This window comes from Ktedonobacter robiniae (assembly GCF_016587375.1).
GTDB lineage: Bacteria > Chloroflexota > Ktedonobacteria > Ktedonobacterales > Ktedonobacteraceae > Ktedonobacter > Ktedonobacter robiniae.
In genome coordinates, this window is the sequence record NZ_BNJG01000001.1 from 1 (window position 1) to 23126 (window position 23126).

Annotated in this window: 22 protein-coding genes and 1 tRNA gene; 9 read left to right on the plus strand and 14 right to left on the minus strand. The window is 56.0% G+C overall.

The features are described from left to right. The 8 genes from JMJ04_RS00005 to JMJ04_RS00040 all read right to left on the minus strand — a co-directional run. A partial coding sequence (locus tag JMJ04_RS00005; RefSeq protein WP_201368524.1) for a hypothetical protein occupies window positions 1-1844 on the minus strand: 1844 nt, incomplete at its 3' end. A 275-nt stretch (window positions 1845-2119) separates the two neighbouring features. Beyond that, window positions 2120-2569, minus strand: coding sequence for a M67 family metallopeptidase (locus JMJ04_RS00010; RefSeq protein ID WP_201368525.1), 450 nt, complete (start codon window positions 2567-2569; stop codon window positions 2120-2122). Next, window positions 2563-3498 carry a PLP-dependent cysteine synthase family protein gene (locus tag JMJ04_RS00015; RefSeq protein ID WP_201368526.1) on the minus strand — a complete coding sequence of 312 codons (936 nt, stop codon included), beginning with the start codon at window positions 3496-3498 and terminating at the stop codon, window positions 2563-2565. Before JMJ04_RS00015 ends, JMJ04_RS00010 begins: the two co-directional genes overlap by 7 nt. A 17-nt stretch (window positions 3499-3515) precedes the next feature. Then, the gene (locus JMJ04_RS00020; protein ID WP_201368527.1) at window positions 3516-3803 is read right to left on the minus strand and encodes a MoaD/ThiS family protein; all 288 of its coding nucleotides are present in this window, start codon (window positions 3801-3803) and stop codon (window positions 3516-3518) included. Between the two features lie 91 nt (window positions 3804-3894). Beyond that, window positions 3895-5076 (minus strand): molybdopterin-synthase adenylyltransferase MoeB, encoded by a 1182-nt coding sequence (gene moeB, locus JMJ04_RS00025; protein WP_201368528.1) that lies wholly within the window; start codon window positions 5074-5076, stop codon window positions 3895-3897. Window positions 5077-5353: 277 nt separating this feature from the next. Further along, on the minus strand, window positions 5354-6412 hold the full coding sequence (locus JMJ04_RS00030) for a HEAT repeat domain-containing protein (protein ID WP_201368529.1): 1059 nt from the start codon (window positions 6410-6412) through the stop codon (window positions 5354-5356). Between the two features lie 219 nt (window positions 6413-6631). Beyond that, window positions 6632-8965 (minus strand): xanthine dehydrogenase family protein molybdopterin-binding subunit, encoded by a 2334-nt coding sequence (locus tag JMJ04_RS00035; protein ID WP_201368530.1) that lies wholly within the window; start codon window positions 8963-8965, stop codon window positions 6632-6634. A gap of 269 nt (window positions 8966-9234) precedes the next feature. Next, complete coding sequence (locus JMJ04_RS00040; protein ID WP_201368531.1) at window positions 9235-10530, minus strand: O-acetylhomoserine aminocarboxypropyltransferase/cysteine synthase family protein; 1296 nt, start codon at window positions 10528-10530, stop codon at window positions 9235-9237. A gap of 193 nt (window positions 10531-10723) precedes the next feature. Here JMJ04_RS00040 and JMJ04_RS47900 point away from each other — a divergent pair, with 193 nt between their 5' ends. From JMJ04_RS47900 to JMJ04_RS00055, 4 genes are all read left to right on the plus strand, one after another. Beyond that, entirely contained in the window at window positions 10724-10846 is a 123-nt protein-coding gene (locus tag JMJ04_RS47900; RefSeq protein ID WP_255552942.1) for a hypothetical protein, read from the plus strand. Window positions 10847-10936: 90 nt separating this feature from the next. Next, a complete protein-coding gene (locus tag JMJ04_RS00045) occupies window positions 10937-11461 on the plus strand; it encodes a CoA-binding protein (RefSeq protein WP_201368532.1) in 525 nt (174 codons plus the stop codon). A 72-nt stretch (window positions 11462-11533) separates the two neighbouring features. After that, window positions 11534-12046 (plus strand): nucleoside deaminase, encoded by a 513-nt coding sequence (locus JMJ04_RS00050; RefSeq protein ID WP_201368533.1) that lies wholly within the window; start codon window positions 11534-11536, stop codon window positions 12044-12046. Between the two features lie 27 nt (window positions 12047-12073). Then, the gene (locus tag JMJ04_RS00055; RefSeq protein WP_201368534.1) at window positions 12074-12928 is read left to right on the plus strand and encodes a hypothetical protein; all 855 of its coding nucleotides are present in this window, start codon (window positions 12074-12076) and stop codon (window positions 12926-12928) included. A 63-nt stretch (window positions 12929-12991) separates the two neighbouring features. On the opposite strand, the gene JMJ04_RS00060 is transcribed toward JMJ04_RS00055, so the two are convergent. From JMJ04_RS00060 to JMJ04_RS00070, 3 genes are all read right to left on the minus strand, one after another. Beyond that, complete coding sequence (locus JMJ04_RS00060; protein ID WP_201368535.1) at window positions 12992-13204, minus strand: hypothetical protein; 213 nt, start codon at window positions 13202-13204, stop codon at window positions 12992-12994. Window positions 13205-13445: 241 nt separating this feature from the next. After that, window positions 13446-14459: a Gfo/Idh/MocA family protein gene (locus tag JMJ04_RS00065; RefSeq protein ID WP_201368536.1), complete on the minus strand. Its 1014-nt coding sequence runs from the start codon at window positions 14457-14459 to the stop codon at window positions 13446-13448. A 28-nt stretch (window positions 14460-14487) separates the two neighbouring features. Then, window positions 14488-15261 carry a metal ABC transporter ATP-binding protein gene (locus tag JMJ04_RS00070; protein WP_201368537.1) on the minus strand — a complete coding sequence of 258 codons (774 nt, stop codon included), beginning with the start codon at window positions 15259-15261 and terminating at the stop codon, window positions 14488-14490. Window positions 15262-15501: 240 nt separating this feature from the next. Between JMJ04_RS00070 and JMJ04_RS00075 the strand changes: the two genes are divergently transcribed. Next, window positions 15502-16299, plus strand: coding sequence for an LLM class F420-dependent oxidoreductase (locus tag JMJ04_RS00075; protein ID WP_201368538.1), 798 nt, complete (start codon window positions 15502-15504; stop codon window positions 16297-16299). Window positions 16300-16549: 250 nt separating this feature from the next. Continuing rightward, window positions 16550-16996 carry a DUF4383 domain-containing protein gene (locus JMJ04_RS00080; RefSeq protein WP_201368539.1) on the plus strand — a complete coding sequence of 149 codons (447 nt, stop codon included), beginning with the start codon at window positions 16550-16552 and terminating at the stop codon, window positions 16994-16996. Window positions 16997-17093: 97 nt separating this feature from the next. Here the strand turns inward: JMJ04_RS00080 and JMJ04_RS00085 are convergent, their stop codons facing one another. After that, on the minus strand, window positions 17094-17762 hold the full coding sequence (locus tag JMJ04_RS00085) for a DUF4870 domain-containing protein (protein ID WP_201368540.1): 669 nt from the start codon (window positions 17760-17762) through the stop codon (window positions 17094-17096). A 282-nt stretch (window positions 17763-18044) separates the two neighbouring features. Then, a tRNA-His gene (locus JMJ04_RS00090) sits at window positions 18045-18122 on the minus strand. 452 nt (window positions 18123-18574) lie between these two features. Between JMJ04_RS00090 and epsC the strand changes: the two genes are divergently transcribed. Beyond that, window positions 18575-19144, plus strand: coding sequence for a serine O-acetyltransferase EpsC (gene epsC / locus JMJ04_RS00095; protein WP_420799448.1), 570 nt, complete (start codon window positions 18575-18577; stop codon window positions 19142-19144). 129 nt (window positions 19145-19273) lie between these two features. Here the strand turns inward: epsC and JMJ04_RS00100 are convergent, their stop codons facing one another. Next, window positions 19274-20263: a nucleoside hydrolase gene (locus JMJ04_RS00100; RefSeq protein ID WP_236037842.1), complete on the minus strand. Its 990-nt coding sequence runs from the start codon at window positions 20261-20263 to the stop codon at window positions 19274-19276. Window positions 20264-20675: 412 nt separating this feature from the next. Here JMJ04_RS00100 and JMJ04_RS00105 point away from each other — a divergent pair, with 412 nt between their 5' ends. Then, entirely contained in the window at window positions 20676-21878 is a 1203-nt protein-coding gene (locus JMJ04_RS00105; protein ID WP_201368541.1) for a 6-phosphofructokinase, read from the plus strand. 2 nt (window positions 21879-21880) lie between these two features. Then, a complete protein-coding gene (locus JMJ04_RS00110; RefSeq protein WP_420799472.1) occupies window positions 21881-23056 on the plus strand; it encodes a phosphopentomutase in 1176 nt (391 codons plus the stop codon). Window positions 23057-23126 lie beyond the last annotated feature (70 nt).

Below are 23126 nucleotides of genomic sequence, written 5' to 3' on the forward strand. Positions count from 1 at the left end.
AGAGGGGTATAAACGACGTAGCTCGCGAAGTGATAGAGCTTAAAAGGCTTCTTCCGGAAGCGGAGTTGCTGGTGAAAGGTCTCGGCCTGGGAAGAGTTCTCCGGGAAAACATAGGCGGCCCTGGTATCGGAGGAGACAATGACATAGTAGAGGGGATAGCGATTCTGGCCCACTAGGAGGCGATCACGCATCACGCCACAGATAATATGCTCCAGAGACTTAAATATCAAGCGATTGCAGGTCCAGTAATCCGAGTAGATGTGCGTGACATGGATACGCTCAAGGTCCTTCATCAACTCAGCCTCCTGGCGATTGAAGGTCTGCACCTGGGGCACGCCTTTATACTGGTAGACATCCTGGATCGAGTAAGCGTCAGCACGCTGCTCGACAGATGGCGCAGGCGGGTATCCCTGCACAACGCTCCTGGTCCCCAGGCAAAGCACGGCCACGAGCAAGAGAAGCAGGCTCAAACGGGCTAATGCGCTCACACTCAGAGAGAAACGAAGAAAGGACAGCCTCGTTTGCACGCGAGCGGTGGGTATCGAGAGCGAGGAAAGCACCGGGGGTGGGAGGGAGAAGAGCCAGCCCGCGCGCTCCAGACCACACCAGAGCGGCCAGAGCAACGCCGGAGTTGTCATCCAGAGAGCGGAGAGATAGCGCATATCCGCGACGGCGAAGAGCGCGGAATTGGGACTCAATAAGAAAGGGAGCGCCGTCAAAAGGGCATTAAGCAAGAGCGCGAAATGGCCCGCATGGCGAATCAACTCCTCACGCCGCCACGTGCTACCTGCCAGGCGTCCACGCACAAGGCGATAGATAGCCCAGATGCCCATCCCCAGGCTAACCAGCCACAGGAGACAGAGCGAGGCCGACCATCCACTTTGCGTCAGGGTGCAGCGGAGACCATGCAGATTCTCTGTACGTAAGAGATGGGTATCGGCAAGAGAGCAGAGCGGGAAAGAGCCCGTGGCCCCTGGCAAGCTCGTCAAGAATGTGCCCTTGATTTGCAGAGGGAAGAGCACGCCTTTAGGCGGGAGATCAACGCCATTGGCGCTCTGAACATAAAACAGATAGGAGAGCGTATCCTGACCGGGATTGGCGTGGTAGTTATAGAAAATATAAGGAAGCAGGCCAAAGCCAAGGCCCACAACCAGCGCCACCGCACCTCCCCAGATGAGCTCGCGCAGGCAGAAAATAAGCAGCAGCAGCCCCGCGGTCCCCAACAGAGGCAGGATGAGGGCATGGCTCCAAAAGCCGACGCCCGCCAGGACGCCCCAGAGAGCATAGATCAGGAGACGCCAACCATGCAGCATGCGTGAGCGGTCATACGTTCGGGCCAACCAGAGCGAGACCCAGAGCAGGCCAGTCGCACAGACCAGCATCTCAGGTATCCCGCCTACAGCCACCAGTTGCCGCGTTAGCACCGAGGCAGAACCCAGGCTCAAGAGAAGGAGCACAAAAATAGCCAAATTTCTGGTGTAAATTGTGCTGACGAGCAGGTACATACCCAGCAGAAAGAGAGCAAACAAAAAGATCAGGCCCAGACGGAGCGCAAAAAGCGTGGGGCCAAAGAGGGAGAAGAAGGCCGCGCCCAGGTAGGCTTCTAGAGCCCCCATATAACTCTGGCCATAGAAAAAGACCGGAAAATCCTGTCCACGCCAGATGTGGAGCGCCATGATGCCCATCGTGCCTTCATCGCTGTCCATCAGCGGCCAGCCCTGTGCTACCAGGTAGACACGCAAATAGACGGCCCAGCCAATGATCAGCAGGGCTAGCAGGGCGTGTTTCCTCTGCCACGCATATTTCATAGACGTAGCGAATAAACGCTTGCTCCAATGCTGCATACGTACTTTGTAACCCTATCATAAGAAAATTTGGTGCTGCATGCATAATACATACTTTCCCACCAACCAGGCAAGCAGCAGTAGTGCAGCGTCGGTCAACTCATCCGATCTAGTAATACTAGCGAATAGCTGGAAGGAGTAGCCACAGAATAGCCATTTCAGTGTGGGTAGTAATTTCTTTAAGAGGTGTTCTCAGCGTCTGCGACACTTCGCATGGGGAATGTGGTGTGAAATACCTCTGACATTTCACACCACATTCCCCATACTACAATTTATCAGGCGCTGGGGAGGCGCTCGATGTGGCCCTCGGTCACCTCACCGCGTGGATCGATGCGAAACACGCGTGCATAGGGAGGCTCGGGCTGGTATTGCAGCGAAAAAATAATGTAGAGATAGCCGCTACGTTTGGCCCACTCGCGGTCGCGAGCAGAGGGATAGGCCTCGCTGATAGGATGCGAGTGATAGTAGATCATCTCGCCATCATAAGCGTCAATATCGTTAAAGATGCGGACAATATCGCGCTCGCTGATGATCGAGAAGTCGTCGGGATGCTCAGCGACATTCTGGGTTGGGTAGTTCTTGACAACCGTCCCGTCGACGCTGCCAAGGGCGCCACAGGCCTCGTTGGGGTAGCCAGCGAGGACATGGGTCGCCATTTCCTGGTAAATGGTCTCGGGTACACATATGACAAAGCTGGTTGAGGAAGAATGTGTCTCTGCTACCATAGAACCTTCGACTCCAATTCCTCTTCGATGGAATCCAGGCTGCGCGTCCACAGGTCTTCGCTGAGATATTTCCAGCCGCCATCTGCGAGCAGCGTCACGACCTTGCCCTGCTCCATCTGTTCGGCGACGCGTATGGCCGCGTGGAGAGAAGCACCACACGAGGGGCCGGCAAAGATCCCCTCCTGATCTTTCAACTGACGCGTCCGCCGGATCGAATCGATGCTGGAGACGAGGATCTTGCCATCGAGTACGCTCTGATCAAGCACGGGAGGCACAAAGCCATCCGCCAGGCTGCGCAGGCCCTGCACACCTTCGCCCTGCATGGGTTCGGCGGCAATAACTTTGATGGCAGGATTATACTCCTTCAAGCGACGCGCAGTCCCAGTGAGGGTACCACCTGTTCCCAGGCCCGCTACAAAGGCGTCGATATCGGGCAGATCCTGAATGATCTCGACCGCGGTGCCATAGTAGTGGGCGCGGGGATTGCCCTCGTTACCATATTGGTAGAGCATGACGTAGCGCTCATCCTGGCTGGCAAGTTCTTTGGCGAGTTTGACCGCTCCGTTACTGCCAAGTTTTCCATCGGAGAAGATAATCTTTGCGCCATAGAGTTCGAGCAATTGAGCACGCTCCCTGGTAACGTTATCGGGTAGCACAGCGACAAACTGGTAGCCTTTGAGGCGCGCAATCATCGCCAGGGCAATACCGGTATTGCCGCTTGTCGGCTCCAGCAGGATAGCCCCTGGCTGGAGGCGGCCAGCGGCCTCAGCCTCCTCGATCATCCGTTTGGCGACGCGATCTTTGACACTCCCTGAAGGATTGGCTCCCTCAAGCTTGGCATAGATCTCCACACCCGGACGTGGGCTAAAGCTTTTCAATTCCACCAGGGGAGTATTGCCAATTGTCTCTAGTAGACTGCTATAGCGCATATCGTTCACCTGGCTCCTTATTTAGTTACCAACCCCCGGCCCCCGGCCATGGCGGGCAAGAGGATCACGGTATCGCTCGCGCCGACGACGGTCTCAAGACCCTGGAGATAACGAACGTCCTGGTCGTTGACATAGATATTGATAAAACGGCTCAGCTCACCACTGGGCTGGATCTGATCTTTAAGCGCGGGATAGTGCTGATAGAGGTCATTGAGTACCTCGCTCAGGGTGCTCCCCTGTGCGCTTACCTGTTTGGAGCCGCCAGCGCTAGGGCGAAGAACTGGTGCAAGTCGAACGGTTGCCATATTATAATTACTCCTTATGAGTTATATAGTTGGTATGGTTATGTGATAGGGCAAGGTCTGCGACCTTGCCCTATCACATAACCATTTTTATTTAAAGGGCGCAGACGTCGGCATAAGTGGGAAGGTTCTCGGGATTCCCGTTTTCGCCACAGGCCGCGCAGTGTGGATCGCGGAAGAGCTTCAGCTCGTTAAACTCGCCAGCCAGGGCATCGTAGGTCATAAGGCGCCCAACTAGAGGATCGCCAATGCCCAGCAGGAGCTTGATAGCCTCGGTCGCCTGCAAGAGACCAACGATACCGGGGAGCACACCCAGCACACCGGCCTCAGCGCAGCTAGGCGCCAGGGCAGGGGGTGGAGGCTCGGGATAGAGACAGCGATAGCATGGGCCATCATAGGGCTTAAAGACAGTCAACTGCCCCTCAAAACGGAAGACGCTGCCATGGATGACCGGCTTATTCGCCAGTAGAGCCGCGTCGTTGAGGAGATAACGCGTGGGGAAGTTATCGGTGCCATCGATGATTACATCATAGTCAGCGATAATGCGCCGCACGTTTTCTTCATCGAGGCGCTCGATATAGGTCACCACGTTGACATCGGGATTGAGCTTCTGGAGCGTCTCTTTCGCCGACTCAGCCTTGTACTGACCAACACGATCCGTGTTATGCAGAATCTGGCGTTGCAGGTTGCTCTCATCAACGACATCGGCATCAATAATGCCCAGCGTGCCGACGCCGGCCGCGGCGAGATAGTACGCCGAGGGGGAGCCGAGGCCACCCGCGCCGATGAGCAGTACCTTGGAATCAAGGAGTTTGAACTGACCCTGCTCACCCACCTCGGGCACCAGCAGGTGGCGGCTATAGCGGCGGGCCTGGGCATCGCTCATCAAACGAGGCATCTCAAATTCGAAGCCGCTGCCCTTCCATTGGCCGAAGCCACCAGCCATCGAGATGACATTGCGATACCCCATCTGCTGAAGCGTCTTGCCAGCCATTAATGAGCGTACACCACCAGCGCAGTAGAGCACGACGGTCTGGTCTTTATCGGGAATTGCTTCTTCAATTTGAAGCTCTAGAAAGCCACGTGGTACGTGGATAGCCCCTGGGATATGGCCTTCGTTCCATTCATGTTTCTCACGCACATCTACCAGGGCCACGTCCGGGGCTTGCTCCCCGTTCTCACGCTGCTCCGCAAGGCTCTGGCGTACCTGAGAGGCCGACCACTCCGGCACTTCCTGCCTTGCCTGGCGCATGATTTCACGAGATGCCTCGCCCATGTTCACACTCCTTATTGTTGATTAAGTCAATCAAGTTAGTTTTATGATTTCTTACAACAGCTTACAATTGCTCGCACGACTTGTCAAGGATAATTACAGGTTAGAAACGTAGGTTGCAATGGCGATTTCTTGAGGTACATTCGCTTTAATCATCAGAACAGCAAAAGAGGGGGATTTATTCCGGGAGAGTGCGTGCGCTACTGGCGTACGCGCCTACGCCTCCCCGCCTACGATGTAGCCTGAACGGGTAGGCGCGTACGCCAGTAGCACATCGTTTTTATGCAGTAAGCAGGTGGTCGGCGCGTAGTTGCACAAGTGCCTTGCTGGCCAGGGAAGAAACGGCAAGCGTATTCGCAACGCCGCTGAATGCCTCGACCACAGGTTTGAGATAGGGAGTGAGCTTGCTATCGCGCCGGTAGAGCTGGTGGAGAATATAGCAGGAGGTCTCGGCTTGCAGTTGGTTGGGGACACTACTCTCCAACTGGTGCAAGACTGGCTCGAGGCTGGCTTTGCCATAGAGTACCAGGCTCTTCGCGGCCATCCAGCAGACGCCGGTATCGGGATCACGCAGGCCCGCGATCAGGTAAGGGATGGCGCGGAAGTCCTGCATTTCGCCAAAGGCGCGCATACAATGCCAGCGGATCCAGGGAGAGGCGCTGTGCATCTCATGCACCACGGCAGGGATGGCGGGAGGGCCGATCTGAGCCAGGGAGGCAAATACCTGGTTTACCATCTGTTCATCGGCACCTTTAAGCGTTTCCAGTAAAGTTGGCACCACGGAGGGATCACGCAACTTGCCTAACGCGCGAGCGGCCTGCAAACGCACCTGGCGCGAAGGATCGTGAAGCGCCTGGAGCAAGAGCGGCTCCGCCACGCGGTCTCCCATCTTACCCAGGATGGTAATCGCGGTGCCGCGAACTTCCTGGTGGCGATCACGAAAGCCCGCGAAGAGGACACGTTCGGCGCGCTCTCGCGTCACTGGGCCTCCGGCCTGAAACAGGTTGCTCAAACGAATGCGTGCATAGGGCGAGCGCAGCTTGGGCGGAACCACAAATGGCTTCCCGGCCCAGGTTCCCAGGGCAATAAACTCAAGTAAGTGATGGGCCAGGCGATCATCTTCAAGGGAGGCCACCGCCTCTATCGCGCGGGGATCGTCGTCAATAATCCAGAGCATCAAGCGCCAGGCGGCCCCACGCCTTCCTTCTGCGGCATTAATCGCCAATTGTGCTGGAGGAATATCACCCAGAGGAGGGATTGCTTCGGCGTGCGTCGTAGTGGTCGTCGTCTGAGTTACACTGGGCTTCTTTGTCGTAAAGGGATCATCAAATTGAGGCATCGTCTTCTTGTCTCCTTGCGCCTGCGGCGCTCGCCTGGGCGGGTGGTGGTGTGGAGTGTGCTGGCAGCCGTAGGTTGCCAGCACACTCCACACCACCACCTACCTGAAAGAAGTTGCATATGGCATTACCTACTTTCAAGGTACACCTCCACAAAAAAGCAGGCCCTTCCATGTGGAAGAGCCTGCGAAGCGCAGAGATTACTGGATTGGATGCGTCGGTTATGCCTGGTTTGCCTCGTGCAGGGCGTTAAAGATGCGTTCGGGGGTCGCGGGAATCGTCGTCACACGAACGCCAAGCGCATCATGCAGGGCATTGGCGACAGCGGCGGCCACCGGCACCACTGGCGGCTCCCCAACGCCCTTCGCGCCGAAGGGGCCAAGGGCAGAGGGAATCTCTACCAGAATCGGGGTAATCTGTGGCACATCAAAGCTATGCGGCAGAGCATAGTCCATCAGCGTGGGAGTCAGGAGTTGGCCGTTCTCGTCGTACTCATAGCCTTCGAATAAGGCCCAGCCCAGTCCCTGAGTAACGCCACCACTGATCTGCCCTTCGACCTCAGCCGGGTTGATCGCGCGACCGACATCCTGTACAGCCACGTAGTCCAGCACCTTGACATCGCCGGTATCGGGATCGACAGCCAGCTTCACCAGGTGGGCGGCAAACATGGGAGAGGAGGTCGTAATGCCCGCGCGACCACGGCCATAGACCGGCTCAAAGCGCCGTGTGGACATCTTCGCCACCTCTTTGAGATCGACGCTCTTGTTGGGCACGCCACGCACAGCCACCTTGCCCTCGACAATCTCCAGGTCCGCCTCGGCGGCCTCCAGCATGTTGCTGGCAATGTTGAGAATCTGCTGACGTGCATCGCGAACGGCTGAGAGCACAGCAGGCCCCATCGAATAGGTCGTCTTACTCCCGCCTGTGCCACCACTATAGGGCATGGTATCGGTGCTATCATGCACCACATTCACCTGATCCAGTGAAACGCCCAGACCCTCAGCGGCAATTAAGGCCATCGAGGTATCGGAACCGGTCAGATCGACGGTGCCAAGCACCACCGAGAGCGTCCCGTCCGACTCCAGGCGACAAGCAGCAGCAGATGGCTCGGTACCGCCCGGCCAGCCACCGACTGAGATACCAATACCGACCTTCCAACCCTTCAGCTCGGTGGGAAGCTTGTGCTTCTCCTCGGCGCGGTTGACCCACAGAGGGTGCTTCTCCAGCTCATCAATACACTCCAACAGACCAATGCGCGGCCAGCTGCGGCGATCAATGGTGGGATCACCCTCCTTGAAGGCGTTGTGCTTGCGGAATGCCAGCAGATCCATCTCCAGCGCCTCACAGAGCTTGTTGACCGTTGTCTCCATGGCGAAAGTAGCCTGGGGCGCGTTGGGAGCGCGATAGGCGCCCACGCTAACCTTATTGGTCAGGACCTCGTAGCAGTGGAGATCGACATTGGGGCAACGATAGGTGCTTGCCAGCAGATAGCCACCCAGGCCTGCCGCGGCGCCGGGATAGGCACCAGAATCGAAGATAGCCTTGCCCTGGAGGGCCACCAGCGTCCCATCTTTCTTCGCGCCAAGCTTGAGGGTAATAACGGCCTGGGGGGCGGGATTGCCTGCCAGCAGATCTTCCTGGCGAGTAAAGGATAAGCGCACGGGTTTGCGTACCTTATAGGCCACCGCGGCCGCCAGGGGCTCGATCAAACCAAATTTGCCACCGAAGGCACCCCCAATAGGCACCGACTCAACACGAATCTGGCGCTCTGGCAAATTCAGCGCCTCGGAGATGTCCGAGCGCACACCGAGCATACCCTGAGCGCTAGGCCAGACAACGAGTTGATGACCCGAGGGGCTGGGCGAGACAAGGATAGACTGCGACTCCATATAAGACTGGTGGACCGGGCGCGTGCTCACCGTATGCTCGATCACGACCTCGGCCTCGCGCCAGCCAGCCTCGATATCGCCCAGCTTCATATGCGTCTTGCCGCTCACATTGGCGGAGAGCTCTTCCTGCTCCTCTTCTTCGGTATCACCCGAGCCAACGGCTGCGTGCGCACCGCCACCAGCGATCTCACCGCCTTCTTTAGAAGCATGCAAGCGTGTCAGAGGTGAGTCGGGGCGCATGGCCTCGACCGGGTCCAGCACGACGGGTAGGGGATCATAATCAACATCCACGAGGGCCACACCATCCTCAGCCGCGGCCTCGGTCTCGGCCACGACAATGGCCACAGGGTGGCCTGCCCAGCAAGCTTCACCACGGGCCAGGGGGGCCTGTGAGCGCGAAGTGGCATCGGGGTTGGCCATCTCAAGCGTCTCGCTGGTATAGACAGCAACCACACCAGGCACGTTAAGGGCCTCGCTGACATCAATGTTGTTGATGGTGGCATGGGCATAGGGGCTGAGCACGAGGCGCGCATGCAGCAAGCCTGGAGCAGATATATCACCGGCGAAGCGAGTCCGGCCCGTCAGCTTTTCCGGGGCGTCCTGCCTGCGTGTACGCTTGCCAACAAAATTCGTTTCTTGTGCAGTCTGATCTACAGTTTGTGTCATGCAGAGCTTATCTCCCACGATCTCTAGTGAAAAGGAACAACAAGAGGAATGTCGCCTGCACAGTGCTGGCAGGTTGACTGAAAAAAGATAGCCGTGCCTTGAGCACGGATAATATGAGGTAGCCGATTATCTCTATCTATATAAGTTTATCACAATTCTTCGCGTCGCTGTATGCAAGTAGCCGCGTACGCCAGGAGCGGGCCCGCTCCTGGCGTACGCGGCTACTAAGTGAGGCCGCATGGGAGCGAAGGCGTGAAAGTGCTCCGCCTCTAAAGAGTGCCGCGTAGGGCCTGGTCGAGGTCCCAGAGGATATCCTCGACGTTCTCGATGCCGATGGAGAGTCGGATCAGGTCTGGGGTCACGCCGCCCGCGAGCTGGTTCTCCTCGGAGAGCTGCTGATGAGTCGTGCTGGCGGGATGAATGACCAGGCTGCGCGCGTCGCCAACATTCGCCAGGTGCGAGAGAAGCTTCACGCTATTGATCAGCTTTTTGCCCGCCTCGTAGCCGCCTTTGACGCCAAAGGTGAAGATAGCACCCGCGCCACGCGGCAGGTACTTCTGCGCTAGATCATACGAGGGATCATCTTTCAGGCCAGGATAGCGCACCCAGTCCACGGCGGGATGCTCATGCAGGAACTCGGCCACGCGCTGGGCATTGGCACAATGGCGCTCCATGCGCAAAGAGAGCGTTTCGAGGCCCTGGAGCAGCAGGAAGGAGTTGAAGGGGCTAAGCGCGGCACCCGTATCACGCACCGTCTCCACGCGGAGCTTCATACAAAAGCAAAAATCGCCAAAAGTTTCGTAGAAGCGCACGCCGTGGTAACCGGGCGAGGGATCGACGATATGCGCAAACTTCCCGTTGTCCCAGGGGAACTTCCCCGACTCGACCACTACGCCCGCGATAGAGGTGCCATGGCCGCCAATAAACTTGGTGGCCGAATGCACGACGATATCCGCGCCATGCTCGAAGGGACGGCAGAGGTAGGGCGTCCCAAAGGTATTATCCACGACCAGGGGAACACCGACCTCGTGCGCGATAGCCGCCACGGCCTCTATGTCGAGCACATCTCCACGAGGATTGCCGATGGTCTCCCCATAAAAGGCACGTGTCCTGGGCGTAACAGCCCGGCGGAAGTTCTCGGGATCATTACTATCAACAAAGATGGTGTTGACGCCCCAGGCGCGTAGCGTGATATCAAACTGCGTATGCGTGCCGCCATAAAGGTAGCTGGAGGCCACGATTTCATCGCCGGGACGCAAGAGCGTCATCATTGTCGCCATCTGGGCCGCCATACCCGAGGCGGTCGCCACGGCGCCTGTTCCGCCTTCCAGGGAAGCGATACGCTCCTCAAACACAGCGGTCGTCGGATTCATGATACGGGTATAGATATTGCCGAAACGTTGCAGAGCAAAGAGATGCGCGGCATGGTCGGTATCGTCAAAGACATAGGACGTCGTCTGGTAAATGGGAACCGCGCGTGCGCCAGTCGTCGGATCGGGTCGCTGGCCCGCGTGCACGGAGAGGGTATCGAAACCAAAGACGTGATCGCCATCAATCTCAGGCATGAGAGAAACCTCCAATAAGATAGAGAAGCCAATACAATCGTTGTCTTATAGCTGTTCTTCACATCCTACAACTATGCCAGCAACATGAGCAAATCTTTTTCTGACACAAATGGCCATATTTTATACATGCGCTCTATTCTTGTCTAAAACGCTATAGCAGCAAAAACACGATTTCATGTTAAGGAGAAAAATAATGTCACTGGGTATATCCCTTTTCGCGGGTATTGTCGCGCTTATCTATGTTGTCTTTGGACTATTGCTCCTCGTCCTGGTTATTCTGGCGATTCTGGCTTTGCTTAAATATCTGCGCAGTTAATGGGGGTAGCTTGTGATCACTCGCTACGCGGGCTACAATAAGGAGGCGAGATCATACAAACTAGCAAACAGAGAGAGGAGAGGCAGCAGCATGAGCATGGCGCAATCCAGGGAGAACCCCGTTCCCATACCCGATATGTATGAGCGTCTACGCATTTTGCAGCAGTATAAGCATATTGCCATCGTGGGTGTTTCTGCAGATCCCTACCGCCCAAGCCATTTTGTGGCAATCTATATGCAGGCGGAGGGGTACGATATTATCCCCATCAATCCACGCTATGCGGGGAAGACCCTACTTGGCAAGCGCGTGTATGCCTCGTTGAAGGAGGCCAGGGAAGCCGGGGAAACGATTGAGATTGTAGATGTCTTCCGTAAGCCTGCCGACACCCCGCCCATTGCGCGTGAGGCGATTGAGATTGGGGCCAAAGTACTATGGCTCCAACTTGGAGTGCGCAATGATGAGGCGGGCGAGATCGCGCGAGCCGCGGGATTGACCTTTGTCCAGGATCGCTGTGTGAAGATCGAGCACGCACGCTTCTTTGGCGGACTGCATACAGTAGGATTAAACACGGGAGTCATTCTCTCACGCAAACTGGAGGAGCCGAAACAGGGCTAAAGGCCTCAGCCAGAGAGAGTCAGCAGGGATGCATGTTATGTCACGACCCTGAACCACAGAAGGGAGACCTACATGCAACTAGGATATAATAGCATCAGCTCAGTGGATGAGAAGATGATGGCAAGGACGCTGGCATATGCGAACGCCGCCCTGGATAAAGGGAGCGTAGGTATCGCGGCCCTGCTCAGTTGCGGAGACGAGATCCTGGACCTGGAGCATAACCAGTTTCAAGAGACCAGGGATGCGACCGACCACGCGGAGATGGTTGTCCTGCGCCGCATGGCACGCTACCTCTCACAGCTTAGCGAGGAGGGGAAACGCGAATTGACGCTCTATAGCTCGCTAGAGCCGTGCCTGATGTGCATGGCGGCTATCTCATTCGTGGGCCTCAAGCGCGTCGTCTTCTCGGCCTATAACGCCGATGGCACCGACGAGGTGACGGTAGCGCGTGGCTTGACTTCCGAGCAGGTCAACCAGGCGCTCACGCGAGGGCCACTAACCTTACTTGGCGGCGTCCAGCGCGAGGAAGGCAGAGAGATTCTGGCGCGGATGGGAAAACTGCGTGCCAGCGTCCCAGTCGACTAGCCAGTAGCAACGATCGGAGCAAAGGATATGGGCGCGGAACGCTTCTCTGCCGCAGACATGGCGCGTGAACGGCTGGCGCGCCAGGACCAGTTCGAGATCATGCTGCGCCGCCAGGGATGGCACCTCATCAGGCACAAGCCAGTATACACCGATCCACGCGTCATTCGCCTCTACCTCAATCAGGAGCTCGAACCCGACGAACGAGCCAGGCGCTTCTACGAGTCGTTTGGCGATAACACCTTTCGCAAACTATTGCGCCATATCTTCTTCCACAAAAGTAGCTCCTATGCTGACCTCAAACGCATGTGCGCGGGAGAGCAGAAGCTCGAACAAAACCTGGCGCGCTTGCTGGAGGATCACCTGATCATGCATGATGGGATGCTCTATCACAAAAGTCCAGCCTACAAGCACATTGATAATCTGGGGCCAACACTCGAATGGTATATCGCTGAATGGTTTCGCGATTGGCTCCAGGTACCAGCGCGGCATGGCGTCGCACTGAAAGGGGTAGCGGACGGAGGTGACCTGGACGTTGTGGCCTTTGTAGATAGCATCCGTGTAATGGTGGAATCTAAATCTGGTAGCCCCAACCAGATTACAGAGAACGAACTACGCCTGTTTCTACAGCGCGCCGCCGACTTTAATCCAGAGATCGCGGTGCTCTTGATCGACACAGAGAGCAATATCGACCGCCAGGTAGAGATACTTAACAAACTACGGGCAGGCGGTGACCCACTGACACCCCAGGACAACCACCACAGCCTCTTCTGGGGGGCGCGTCACATCTATGTTATCAATGCCCATCCTGGCCTTGGGGACGCGCTCTCGGCGGTGCTACGACTCTATTATTCGCGCATCCGCCACATGTCCTTTTTTCAATGAAGCATGAGAAAAGCCAGGGGTACCTGCCCTGGCTTCTCCCGTTATTTGCAGGATGAAGGAGTACTACAATGATGCATCCGGGTCAGACGAAGAGTCAGTCGGCCCTTGAGCCTGCTGTTCCTGTATCTGTTGAAGCGTCTCGCGATACGCACTAAGCAAATCCAGTAACCCCAAGGCCTCCTGTGCGCTGATATCAAAGGCGATGCCAGATATGTGCCTGAGGGTAACTCCCTGTTCCTGGACCTGAGCGCGATACCGTCCAATAATCGCTTCCATAAATCCTCCCATACTTCGCATAGAGCGAGCGGAGCACCTGCACCAGAAAGGGCCGCTCTTAAATCCAACTACAACAAACTCCCCACTCTATAAGACGAATAAAGTGGCGGAATTTAGCCATTTGATTTGATTAAAGTGTATTTTAATATTTCTGGCTTATAAACTTGCTTTAGATGCACAAGAAAAAGCTTGCGCTTTACTTCACAAGCTTAGTTCAGGGGCATGCTAGCAAAACGATTGGCTATAGGATGGGCCAATCGTGACCGGCTGACTCATAGATGGCCTCTATGGTAGCCATATTCTCCAGAGTCTCGCTCAGGCTGCGTACTGGCTCCTGGCCGTTGCGAATACAGTCGGCGAAGTGCTCGACCTCAATCTGGTATTGATCCACCATGGGGAATTTGCGCTCGTTCATCTGCCCATTCTTCATAGCGAAAACGATGCCCTCCATGTTGCGTGGCGTAAAGGGCACGGGAATGGTAATCGACCCCTCATCACCAATGATCTCCACCGACTGGCGCATGGGCAACTCAAAGCTGGAGTCAATCAGGCCGTAGCGCCCCTCACCAAAGTCGAGAATGGCGTTCATCGCCATATCCACACCACCAAATTTTTCGACATGGACGCGTGCCGCAACGGAGACGGGAGGCTGACCATAGACAGCACGACAGAGATTGACGGTATAGCAGCCTACATCCATGAGCGAGCCGCCAGCCAGTTCGGGCTGAATACGAATGTTCTCCACGCGCCCGCGAATATCAAAGGCAAAGGAGGCTCGCACCAGGCGCACCTGGCCAATCTCACCGGCCTGCACGCGCTCCAGCGTCCACTCAATCTGTGGATGGAAGCGATACATAAAGGCCTCCATGAGCAGACGATCATTGGCCTGAGCTGCCTCAACCATCTCGCGTGCCTCTTCCTCCGTCACGGCCAGAGGCTTCTCACACAGTACATGCTTCCCTGCCTCCAGCGCCTTGATGGTCCATTCAGCGTGCAGGCTATTGGGTAGAGGGATATAGACCGCCTCGATCTCTTCATCATCGAGAATATCCTGGTAGCTGCCATAGATGCGGGTCGTTGGCGAGAAGGCGTAGAGGTCCGCCGCGTGCCGAGGATCACGGCTCCCTACGGCGGCCAGGATGCCATTGCGCGAGGCCTGAATGGCGGGCGAAACGGCTTTCGCGCCGATGTTGGCGGCACTGATCACCCCCCAGCGAACGGGACGGGTGTTAGCAGGCGACTGAGCTTGCTGCATAGTAACGATCTATTCCTTTCAGGGAAACCTATACCTCGGCACCCACAACAAAGATGCGGTCGAGGGCATGGACGACTTCAACGGGAGCCTTATAGAGCTTGCTCAGGTTCTCGCTAGTAATCACCTCGCCAGGCGTCCCAATTAAGCTCTGCCCATTCGCGATATAGACAATGCGGTCCAGCACTGGCAGGAGCGGATTGACATCGTGAGCGACGAGCAGGACCGTAACGCCACGTGAGCGGCAGACGTTGCCCACGAGGGTAACAATATCTTGCTGGCGGGCGATATCAAGGCTGGCCAGGGGTTCGTCTAGAAGCAGGATACGAGGATTAGTTAACAGAGCCTGGGCGATCAAGAGGCGTTGCTGCTCGCCACCAGAGAGCTGGCCAACAGGGGCATTGGCATAGCGCAGGGCATCGACCTCTTCAAGCGCCTGGTCAATGATAGCGTCGCGCTTGCGGCTGGGCAGGCCAAAACCCCAGCGATTCCCGTCCAGGCCGAAGCCGACCAGGTCGCGGGCACGCAGGGCCAGGTCGCCCTCGACCGTGCGATGTTGAGGAGCATAACCGATCTCTTTATTGCCGCTACGAGGTGCACGACCCAGCACGCGAATCTCGCCAGCGGTGGGTTGAATAAGCCCCAGCAGCATCTTGAACAGGGTGCTCTTACCTGCCCCGTTCGGACCTAGCACGACAACAAACTCCCCCTGCTGGATAGCCATATTGGCATCTCGTAAAATAACACGCTTGCCAAAGGATAAAGCAACGTGCTGCAAAGTAATAACTGGCTCCGCTATCGTCACGTCTTATACTCCCGCACATAATTCTAACTGATACATTGTCTCTCTAGCCATAGTAACACATGGGCGGTGGAAGGTCAACAAACGGGGTTGTAGCCTTCGCGCAACAAGCCAAGGCAAGGCCCCAAAGGAATTTTGAAAGCCCCCGGCTGCGAGAAAGAGTTTAAGAAACTTGCGGTCATGCTGGATGTGTGTCTACAATAGATTAGTACCTAAACTACAATTAGAGGAGCTTAAGTAAACATGGCACAGACAAAATATGGCCATCAGATTCGTATCGGTGTGCAGATGCACCCGCAGCATACCAGCTACGAGGACTATGCAAATGGTGTACGCCGTTTCGACGAGATGGGTGTTGATAGTATCTTTAACTGGGACCATTTCTTCCCGCTCTATGGCGACCCACAGGGCAACCACTTTGAGGGCTGGACGCTGCTCACCGCCATGGCGACCCTGACCAGCCGCGCGAAGATCGGCTGCCTTGTGACCTGCAATACCTATCGTAATCCTGCTCTGCTGGCGAATATGGCCAAAACGGTAGACCATATCAGCAATGGGCGTGTCATTCTGGGACTGGGCGCGGGCTGGTTCGAGCGCGACTACAAAGAGTTTGGCTATGACTTTGGCACGGCTGGCAGCCGCCTCCAGGCGCTTGAAGAGGCCGTTCCCACCATTCTGCATCGCTGGGAAGTCGATGAGCCCAAGCCGATCCAGCAGCCCATTCCCCTGCTTATCGGCGGTGGCGGCGAGAAGAAGACGCTGCGTATCACCGCCAAATATGCCAATATCTGGCATGGCTTCGGCGACGCCGCGACCTTGCAGCATAAAATGGAGGTCCTGGACAACTGGTGTAAAGAAGTGGACCGCAACCCCAACGAGATCGAGCGCTCAAGTGCGGTCAGCGCTGACTTCAAAGAAGAGGACCTGGACGCTCTCGTAGAGACAGGTGTCACGCATCTCATCATGGGTATGCAGACTCCCTGGAACTATGAGGCAGTCGAGCGCCTCATTCGCTGGCGCGACAGCCGCCAGGGCCGCTAAAAAGCAGAAATCATAAATGAAGGGGTGGAAATGCCTGCGGCATTTCCACCCCTTCATTTATCCTTGAAGACGCCACAAGCGAGGCCTTCTTCGGCATACGGAGATAGATGCGCAAGAATAAGGCATTATGAGTTACTTTCCTCTGTTTGGGAACGTGTAGATAACGTGCTCAAAGAGTAGATCTTTGCTCTTCGCACTCATGTTGTTTTTTACAGGGCCTACGACAGTTCTCGAAAGAGAGGAGTTTATTATGGTCTGGACAACAAATCGTATTGTCGCACTTGCATTGGGCGTCGTCTTTACGCTTATCGGTATTGTCGGCTTCTTTATTCCAGCCGAGAATAGTACGGGTGTACAAGCCTTGTTTGGCATCTTCGACGTTGATACTGTTCACAACATTATTCACCTTGTGACTGGTGTGCTCGGCATTGCCGCGGCATTTACGGGACAGTCGCGGATCTTCAACCAGGTCTTTGGTATCGTCTATGCACTGCTTGGTCTGGTGGGCCTCATTCCGGCATTGTACCTGCCTGCAGGCTCATATGGACACGACAATGGCCTCTTCCTGGGTCTGACCCACATCAACGCCGCTGACCATATTCTGCACATTGTTGTTGGTGTCGTGGCCGCCGCAGTTGGCTTCTTTGTGAGAGATACAAGCACCTACACCACTCCAACCGATACAGTAGCCTCCTAAGCTTATGGAAAGCGAAAGAGCACGATAGCGAGAAGCGGTCCAGGTTCCCGAGGGAATCTGGGCCGCTTCTCGCCAGCATCAAGCAATCTAGAACAACCTATTTGACCGTTGGGACTGGAGACGGTTCAACCCCACAGAGGCGAGCGGCAAAATGCCCAAAAATGGGAATCTTGTAGTATTTTCCACTTGCCGCCATCACGATACAGACCAGCCAGCCCACAAAGGCCACGACATTGATGAGCAGGAAGGCCAGGAAGATTCCCAGGGCAAAGAAGCCATGGGCATAAGGGACATGGCTCCAGATGCGCAAGCCAAAGCCGCCAAACACAAACATAAAGAAGTCGGCAATGTTGAGAAAGCCGAAGAAGAGCAGGGATTGCAGGGCATGGAAGCGCACATATTTGTTCTCGAAGCCGAAGAAGAACAGCAACAGGCCCGAGAACCAGCCCCCTAGATAGCTGAGCACAGCCGCGAAACGCGAGCCACTGGACTCACCCACCTTTGTAAAGACCGGCTGCCAGCCATAGAGAACGTAGCCCTGTTGTCCCGCTGGCGGAGGCAATGGTTGCATCACCTGGGGACCATCAAACGCTGGACGTGGTGACTCATGCGAGGGAGGAAGGTCACGCATTGTCTGATTCATGGGTGGCACATGGCTCTGATAGATTGGCTCTGGCTGGAGATGCTCCGCTTCGCTCGCATAACCGCTTTCATACATATGCTGGGCTGACGCGCTTTCGCGATATGAGTTTTGTTCCCAAGACATACAATTTGCTCCTGATATTTATACTCACCTGATGTACAAGATTTTGGCTTGGCCACTTGCGCCTACGGCGCTCGCTCTGGTTCGTGGTGCGGGTTGGCAGCCTGCAGCTGCCAACCCGCACCACGAACCAGGTCATTAATGTCTGTCTGGTGCATTGGTGAAAGTATAGTCTGGGGATGTCTCAGGTCTATCGCGAAGATGTCGCAAAATTGTCGCAATGAACGACAAAAAGAGGTAAGTAATTAAAAACCCGAGATAGTGCTTTGACTACCCCGGGTTTCTTGGGGGTGACCGATGGGGCTTGAACCCACAACCGCTGGAGCCACAATCCAGAGCTCTGCCGATTGAGCTACGGCCACCATATTGTGTGCGTGTTTCTCAACACGTCGTCAGTATACTGGAGCACTTGCGAATTGTCAATAGGTTTGCCGCACTTTTTTTACGATATCGAGAGAGAGAGAGAAAATCTGCATCCCCTTGACAAGACCTGACTCCTGCCATACACTCAATTTCAAAGGAAGATCTATCAGAGTTGATAGCACAACCACACATAGCAGTGCCAGATATCGGCAAGCCAGTAGGCATTACAGAACAGGGCAAGAAAGATCTATCCCAAAAAGATTTATCCAGACAGAAAAGGATCAAAATGCTATGTCCCAGGGACCCAGAAGCTTATCGGAGGATACTAAGATAGGTCAGCAGCAGCTATACGAAACTGATTTGTCCCAGTTGCCACAATTGCCCCCAGGCATTGTTATTGCCGCCCCTCTCAGACACCGCGGAGGCGCACCGCCTGGCCTGATGATATTGATGTGATCTTCGAGAAGGATCCAGCCTGCCGTAACATTATCGAGGCATTGACCTACCCTGGTCTCTGGGCTATTTTTTATCATCGTATCGCCCATGCCCTCCACAAGGCACACATCCCCATCTTGCCACGCCTCATCTCGCAGTTTGCGCGCATAATTACGGGTGGTATCGAGATCCATCCTGGAGCCCAGATTGGCAAACGCTTTTTTATCGATCACGGCGCGGGTGTTGTCATCGGCGAGACGGCTGTCATCGGCGATAATGTGATGCTCTATCACCAGGTGACGCTGGGCGCGACCGGCTGGTGGAGACCCAGCCCCGGGCGTAAGCAGAAGCGCCACCCCTCCATTGAGGATGATGTCACGATTGGCGTAGGCGCGGCGGTCCTGGGTCCCATCACGATTGGACGCGGCAGCAAGATTGGCGCCATGGCGCTGGTACTCGAATCGGTCTCGCCGAATTCTGTAGTAGCCGCCAAACCAGCCGAGCTGCTGATGAAAGGGGGTGCTCCCCTTGAGAAGCACGAGGAGCTCACGCAAGGCTGGAACGGCGAAATGGATTATCAAATTTAATGTGTGAAGGGGACGCCCCTTTGACCCCGCTCTCCGGGGGACTTTTCGCGCCTGCGGCGCTCGCTTAAGAAGAGGTCAGATGAGGTTGCCTGGTGCTTTCAGCACCAGGCAACCTCATCTGACCTCTTATCAATTAAAGGGTAAAGGCGGTGTCGATGGTGATATTCCATCACTTCTTCTTATTGATTCACTCATAGGTAAGGATAGTGTTAATGGTGAGGTCCCAGAAGTGGGAGACGTTGAGGCTGTAGCCGACGCGGGCATTGGGTGGGAGTTGGATCTTACCGTAGACATCGCAGATGGTGCGGCCAGCGCTCCACTCCCCTCCAGTCTCAATCTCAACGCGGATATCGTGGCCTTCGATGATGGCTGGATCGATGACGGCGGCAACAGCACAGGGATCATGGACGGGGGCGCAGAGAAGCCGAAGACCTGCTCATAGGTATCCGCAAAGAAGGCCAGGAGATCGGCGGCGAAGTTGGCAACGCGGCGCCCGGAAGAGCGTAAGCGGCGCATGATCTCCTTCGTTGCCAGCGCCTGGTGCGTGACCTCCAGGGGAACCATGGTAATGGGGCGACCACACTGAAATACCTTCTGTGCCGCTTCGGGATCAAACCAGATATTAAACTCGGCGGCTGGGGTCACGTTGCCCAGGCCGATGGCTCCCCCCATAATAGAGATGGCTTTGATGTTGCGGGCAATGTGCGGCGAGCGCTCCAGGGCTGTGGCAATATTAGTTAAGGGGCCGGTTGCCACCAGGGTAATCGGCTCCTCTGCTCTGAGCAGCAGGTCGATAAGCAGGTCGACTGCGTGCATACGCACCAGCGACATAACAGGTTCGGGCATATCAGGACCATCCAGGCCCGTTTCACCATGAATATCGGCGGCAAAGCCGGGGGCGCGTACCAGGGGCTTCTCCATCCCTCTGGCGACTGGAATATGATGCAGGCCCGCCAGCGAACAGACTTTTAAGGCGTTACGCGAGGTCTTCTCGACCGCCTGGTTGCCCGCGACAGTCGTCACAGCCAGGAGTTCTAGCTGGGGATGATGGGCGGCCAGTAAGAGTGCGATTGCATCATCATGGCCAGGATCACAGTCAAGAATTATTTTCTCTTTCACGCGTATTTCCCCTTCTTGCTTAATGGGATCAATGTTTTTCTTTAAGAACGCACCGCAGGTTCCCTCTTTGAATACTAGCATACAAGCAGACAATAGCCCCATACAAAGCCTTTCACTCCTCCTCTAGCACCTGCCTCGGCTCGCTACGCACCTGTGCCCCTTACCCGAAGGGGCACAGGTGCGTAGGCGCTCCAAGTCCAGGAGCCTCATGCGACTTCACAGGGAGAGGGCTACAGGTGCGTAGGCGCTCTCAAGAAAGGAAATCTTCGCGCTCTCTGCCATGAAAGAGGCCATAGACTTAGACCTATCCCCTCGACGCTCGCCCCTGAACTTGTTATAATGGCCTTGCGAGAGGTGCTCAAGCAAGGCATTTCCTGAGTTTAAATGTAAGGTAATCTATTGGGGGTAAGCATTGGTTTCTGGCAATCTGCTTATTGGTCAATCGGGCGGCGCAACCGCCGTTATTAATGCGAGCCTCGTAGGCGCAGTCGAGGCGGCATTGGCAGACACGCGTATCGCTGACATCTATGGGATGCATTATGGGATCGCGGGTCTATTGCAAGAAGACTTTATTGATCTGCGTCAACAAGATGCGGGCCTCTGGCCTCAGCTCCTACATACACCATCTGCCGCGCTCGGCTCGTGTCGCTACAAGCTACAAGAACAAGATATTGAGCATGCTTTAGATATTTTTCGCCGTTACGATATTCGCTATCTCCTCTATATTGGTGGAAATGATTCCGCCGATACTGCGCATCGCCTGGCGCAGGCGGCCCACCATACCGGGTATGAGTTCTACGCCATCAGCATCCCAAAGACCATCGATAATGATCTCCCTTTTACCGATCACTGTCCCGGCTATGGGAGTGCCGCGCGCTTCATCGCAGCGGCAACGCAAGACTCAACCATGAACACCCTCTCCATGCCAGGGCATTATCCCGTCAAGATCATCGAGACCATGGGACGCAATGCGGGTTGGCTGGCAGCGGCCTCAACGCTAGGCAAGCACGACGAGGCTGATGCGCCCCATATCGTGCTCATTCCCGAACAGGCCTTTCACGAGGAGCGCTTCCTGACCCAGGTTGAGGAGGCATATAGGCGTTACGGCTATGTCGTCATCGTGGCCTCGGAGGCGTTGCGTAATGAGAAAGGAGAGGCGCTGGGCGCGGCCGCGCAGGCGGGTGTTGACGCCTTTCAACATCCCTTGCTTAGCGGAACCGCACAAACTCTGGTAGAATTAATAAAGCAACAATTACATCTACGAGCGCGCTTCGACAAACCGGGCGATTTCCAGCGCATGTCTTCGCAGTACGTCTCGCCAACGGATCGGCAAGAGGCGTACCTTGTGGGACAGAAGGCGCTAGAGGCGGCATTGCATGGGGAGAGCGATAAAATGGTGACGCTGGTGCGGCATGATACGCCGGCCTATCACTGTACTACAGGTCTGGTTGAGCTTGGAGAGATCGCGAACGTGCAGCGCCTCATTCCTGATGCCTATTTTGATGCGAGTACAGCAATGGTTACGCGTGCATTTCACACCTACGCGCAGCCGCTCATCGGCGAGTCGCTACCGCGTTATGCACGCCTGGATACGGCAAAGGTGATTTCATTATGAGCATACTCAAACGAGCTGTCGTTATCGTCTTAGATGGTGTAGGAGCAGGAGCCAATTCAGATAGTGCAACCTATGGAGACGAGGGGGCCAGTTCACTGGAGCACTGCGCGCAGGCCATCGGTGGCCTGGAGCTACCCAACCTGGGGCGCATTGGACTGGGCAACATCACGCCTATCCAGGGCACACCACCCCAGGAAAAGGCCCTGGGCGCCTTTGGACGTCTGAACGAGACCGCCGCGGGCAAAGACAGCGTCGCGGGACACTGGGAGCTTATGGGAGCCGTTCTCCAGCGACCGCTACCCACCTATCCCCAAGGTTTTCCGGCTGAGCTTGTCGCTGCCTTTGAAGAGGCCAGTGGACACAAAGTCATTGGCAACAAGGTCGCCTCGGGTACCGAGATCATTAAAGAACTGGGCGAAGAGCATGTGCGTACTGGGCGGCCCATCCTCTATACCTCGGCAGATAGCGTCTTCCAGATCGCGGCCCACCAGGAGGTCATTCCCCTGGAGGAGCTTTATCGCATCTGCCAGGTTGGACGCGATATGCTGACAGGCGAGAACGCTGTGGGCCGGGTCATCGCGCGCCCCTTTATTGGCACATCCGGCAATTTCAAGCGGACCGAGCACAGGCGCGACTTCGCCCTGGAGCCAGTCGGCACCACCCTGCTTGACCTGCTTAAAGAAAGCGGGCGCGATGTGATTGGCATTGGCAAGATTGAAGACCTCTTCGCGGGCCGCGGCCTGACCGCGCGCGATCACACGGAGACGAATCAAGAAGGGATGGCCGCGACCCTGCGCTGGCTTGAGCGAGACTTTTATGGTCTACTCTTCGTGAATCTGGTAGAATTTGATATGTTATGGGGACACCGTCGCGATAGCCAGGGATACGCGCAAGCGCTACGCGATGTAGACGCATGGTTCGACAAGGTGCAGCAGGTACTGCGTCCCGAAGACGCCATCTTCTTCGCCGCCGACCATGGTGTCGATCCCACCTATCATGGTACCGACCATACCCGAGAATGTGTGCCCCTGCTCGCCTACGGCAAGCCAATTCGCGCCGGAGTAGACCTCGGAACCCGGTCCTCCATGGCCGACCTTGGGCAGACATTAGCCGAGAACTTTGGGGTTGACCCACTGGCGGCAGGAACCAGCTTTGCGCGTGAAATCGGGCTGATATAGCTCGCAAGCAGGGCATGGCCCGGCGCTGCTAAAGCACGCGTCTACATATGGGCCATGATATGTAGACGCG

Excerpts from the sequence above, each read along its gene's own strand:
- JMJ04_RS00010 (WP_201368525.1), bottom strand. The coding sequence starts at position 2,569 with ATGGTAGCAGAGACACATTCTTCCTCAACCAGCTTTGTCATATGTGTA.
- JMJ04_RS00015 (WP_201368526.1), bottom strand. The coding sequence starts at position 3,498 with ATGCGCTATAGCAGTCTACTAGAGACAATTGGCAATACTCCCCTGGTG.
- JMJ04_RS00020 (WP_201368527.1), bottom strand. The coding sequence starts at position 3,803 with ATGGCAACCGTTCGACTTGCACCAGTTCTTCGCCCTAGCGCTGGCGGC.
- moeB (WP_201368528.1), bottom strand. The coding sequence starts at position 5,076 with ATGGGCGAGGCATCTCGTGAAATCATGCGCCAGGCAAGGCAGGAAGTG.
- JMJ04_RS00030 (WP_201368529.1), bottom strand. The coding sequence starts at position 6,412 with ATGCCTCAATTTGATGATCCCTTTACGACAAAGAAGCCCAGTGTAACT.
- JMJ04_RS00035 (WP_201368530.1), bottom strand. The coding sequence starts at position 8,965 with ATGACACAAACTGTAGATCAGACTGCACAAGAAACGAATTTTGTTGGC.
- JMJ04_RS00040 (WP_201368531.1), bottom strand. The coding sequence starts at position 10,530 with ATGCCTGAGATTGATGGCGATCACGTCTTTGGTTTCGATACCCTCTCC.
- JMJ04_RS47900 (WP_255552942.1), top strand. The coding sequence starts at position 10,724 with ATGTCACTGGGTATATCCCTTTTCGCGGGTATTGTCGCGCTTATCTAT.
- JMJ04_RS00045 (WP_201368532.1), top strand. The coding sequence starts at position 10,937 with ATGAGCATGGCGCAATCCAGGGAGAACCCCGTTCCCATACCCGATATG.
- JMJ04_RS00050 (WP_201368533.1), top strand. The coding sequence starts at position 11,534 with ATGCAACTAGGATATAATAGCATCAGCTCAGTGGATGAGAAGATGATG.
- JMJ04_RS00055 (WP_201368534.1), top strand. The coding sequence starts at position 12,074 with ATGGGCGCGGAACGCTTCTCTGCCGCAGACATGGCGCGTGAACGGCTG.
- JMJ04_RS00060 (WP_201368535.1), bottom strand. The coding sequence starts at position 13,204 with ATGGAAGCGATTATTGGACGGTATCGCGCTCAGGTCCAGGAACAGGGA.
- JMJ04_RS00065 (WP_201368536.1), bottom strand. The coding sequence starts at position 14,459 with ATGCAGCAAGCTCAGTCGCCTGCTAACACCCGTCCCGTTCGCTGGGGG.
- JMJ04_RS00075 (WP_201368538.1), top strand. The coding sequence starts at position 15,502 with ATGGCACAGACAAAATATGGCCATCAGATTCGTATCGGTGTGCAGATG.
- JMJ04_RS00080 (WP_201368539.1), top strand. The coding sequence starts at position 16,550 with ATGGTCTGGACAACAAATCGTATTGTCGCACTTGCATTGGGCGTCGTC.
- JMJ04_RS00085 (WP_201368540.1), bottom strand. The coding sequence starts at position 17,762 with ATGTCTTGGGAACAAAACTCATATCGCGAAAGCGCGTCAGCCCAGCAT.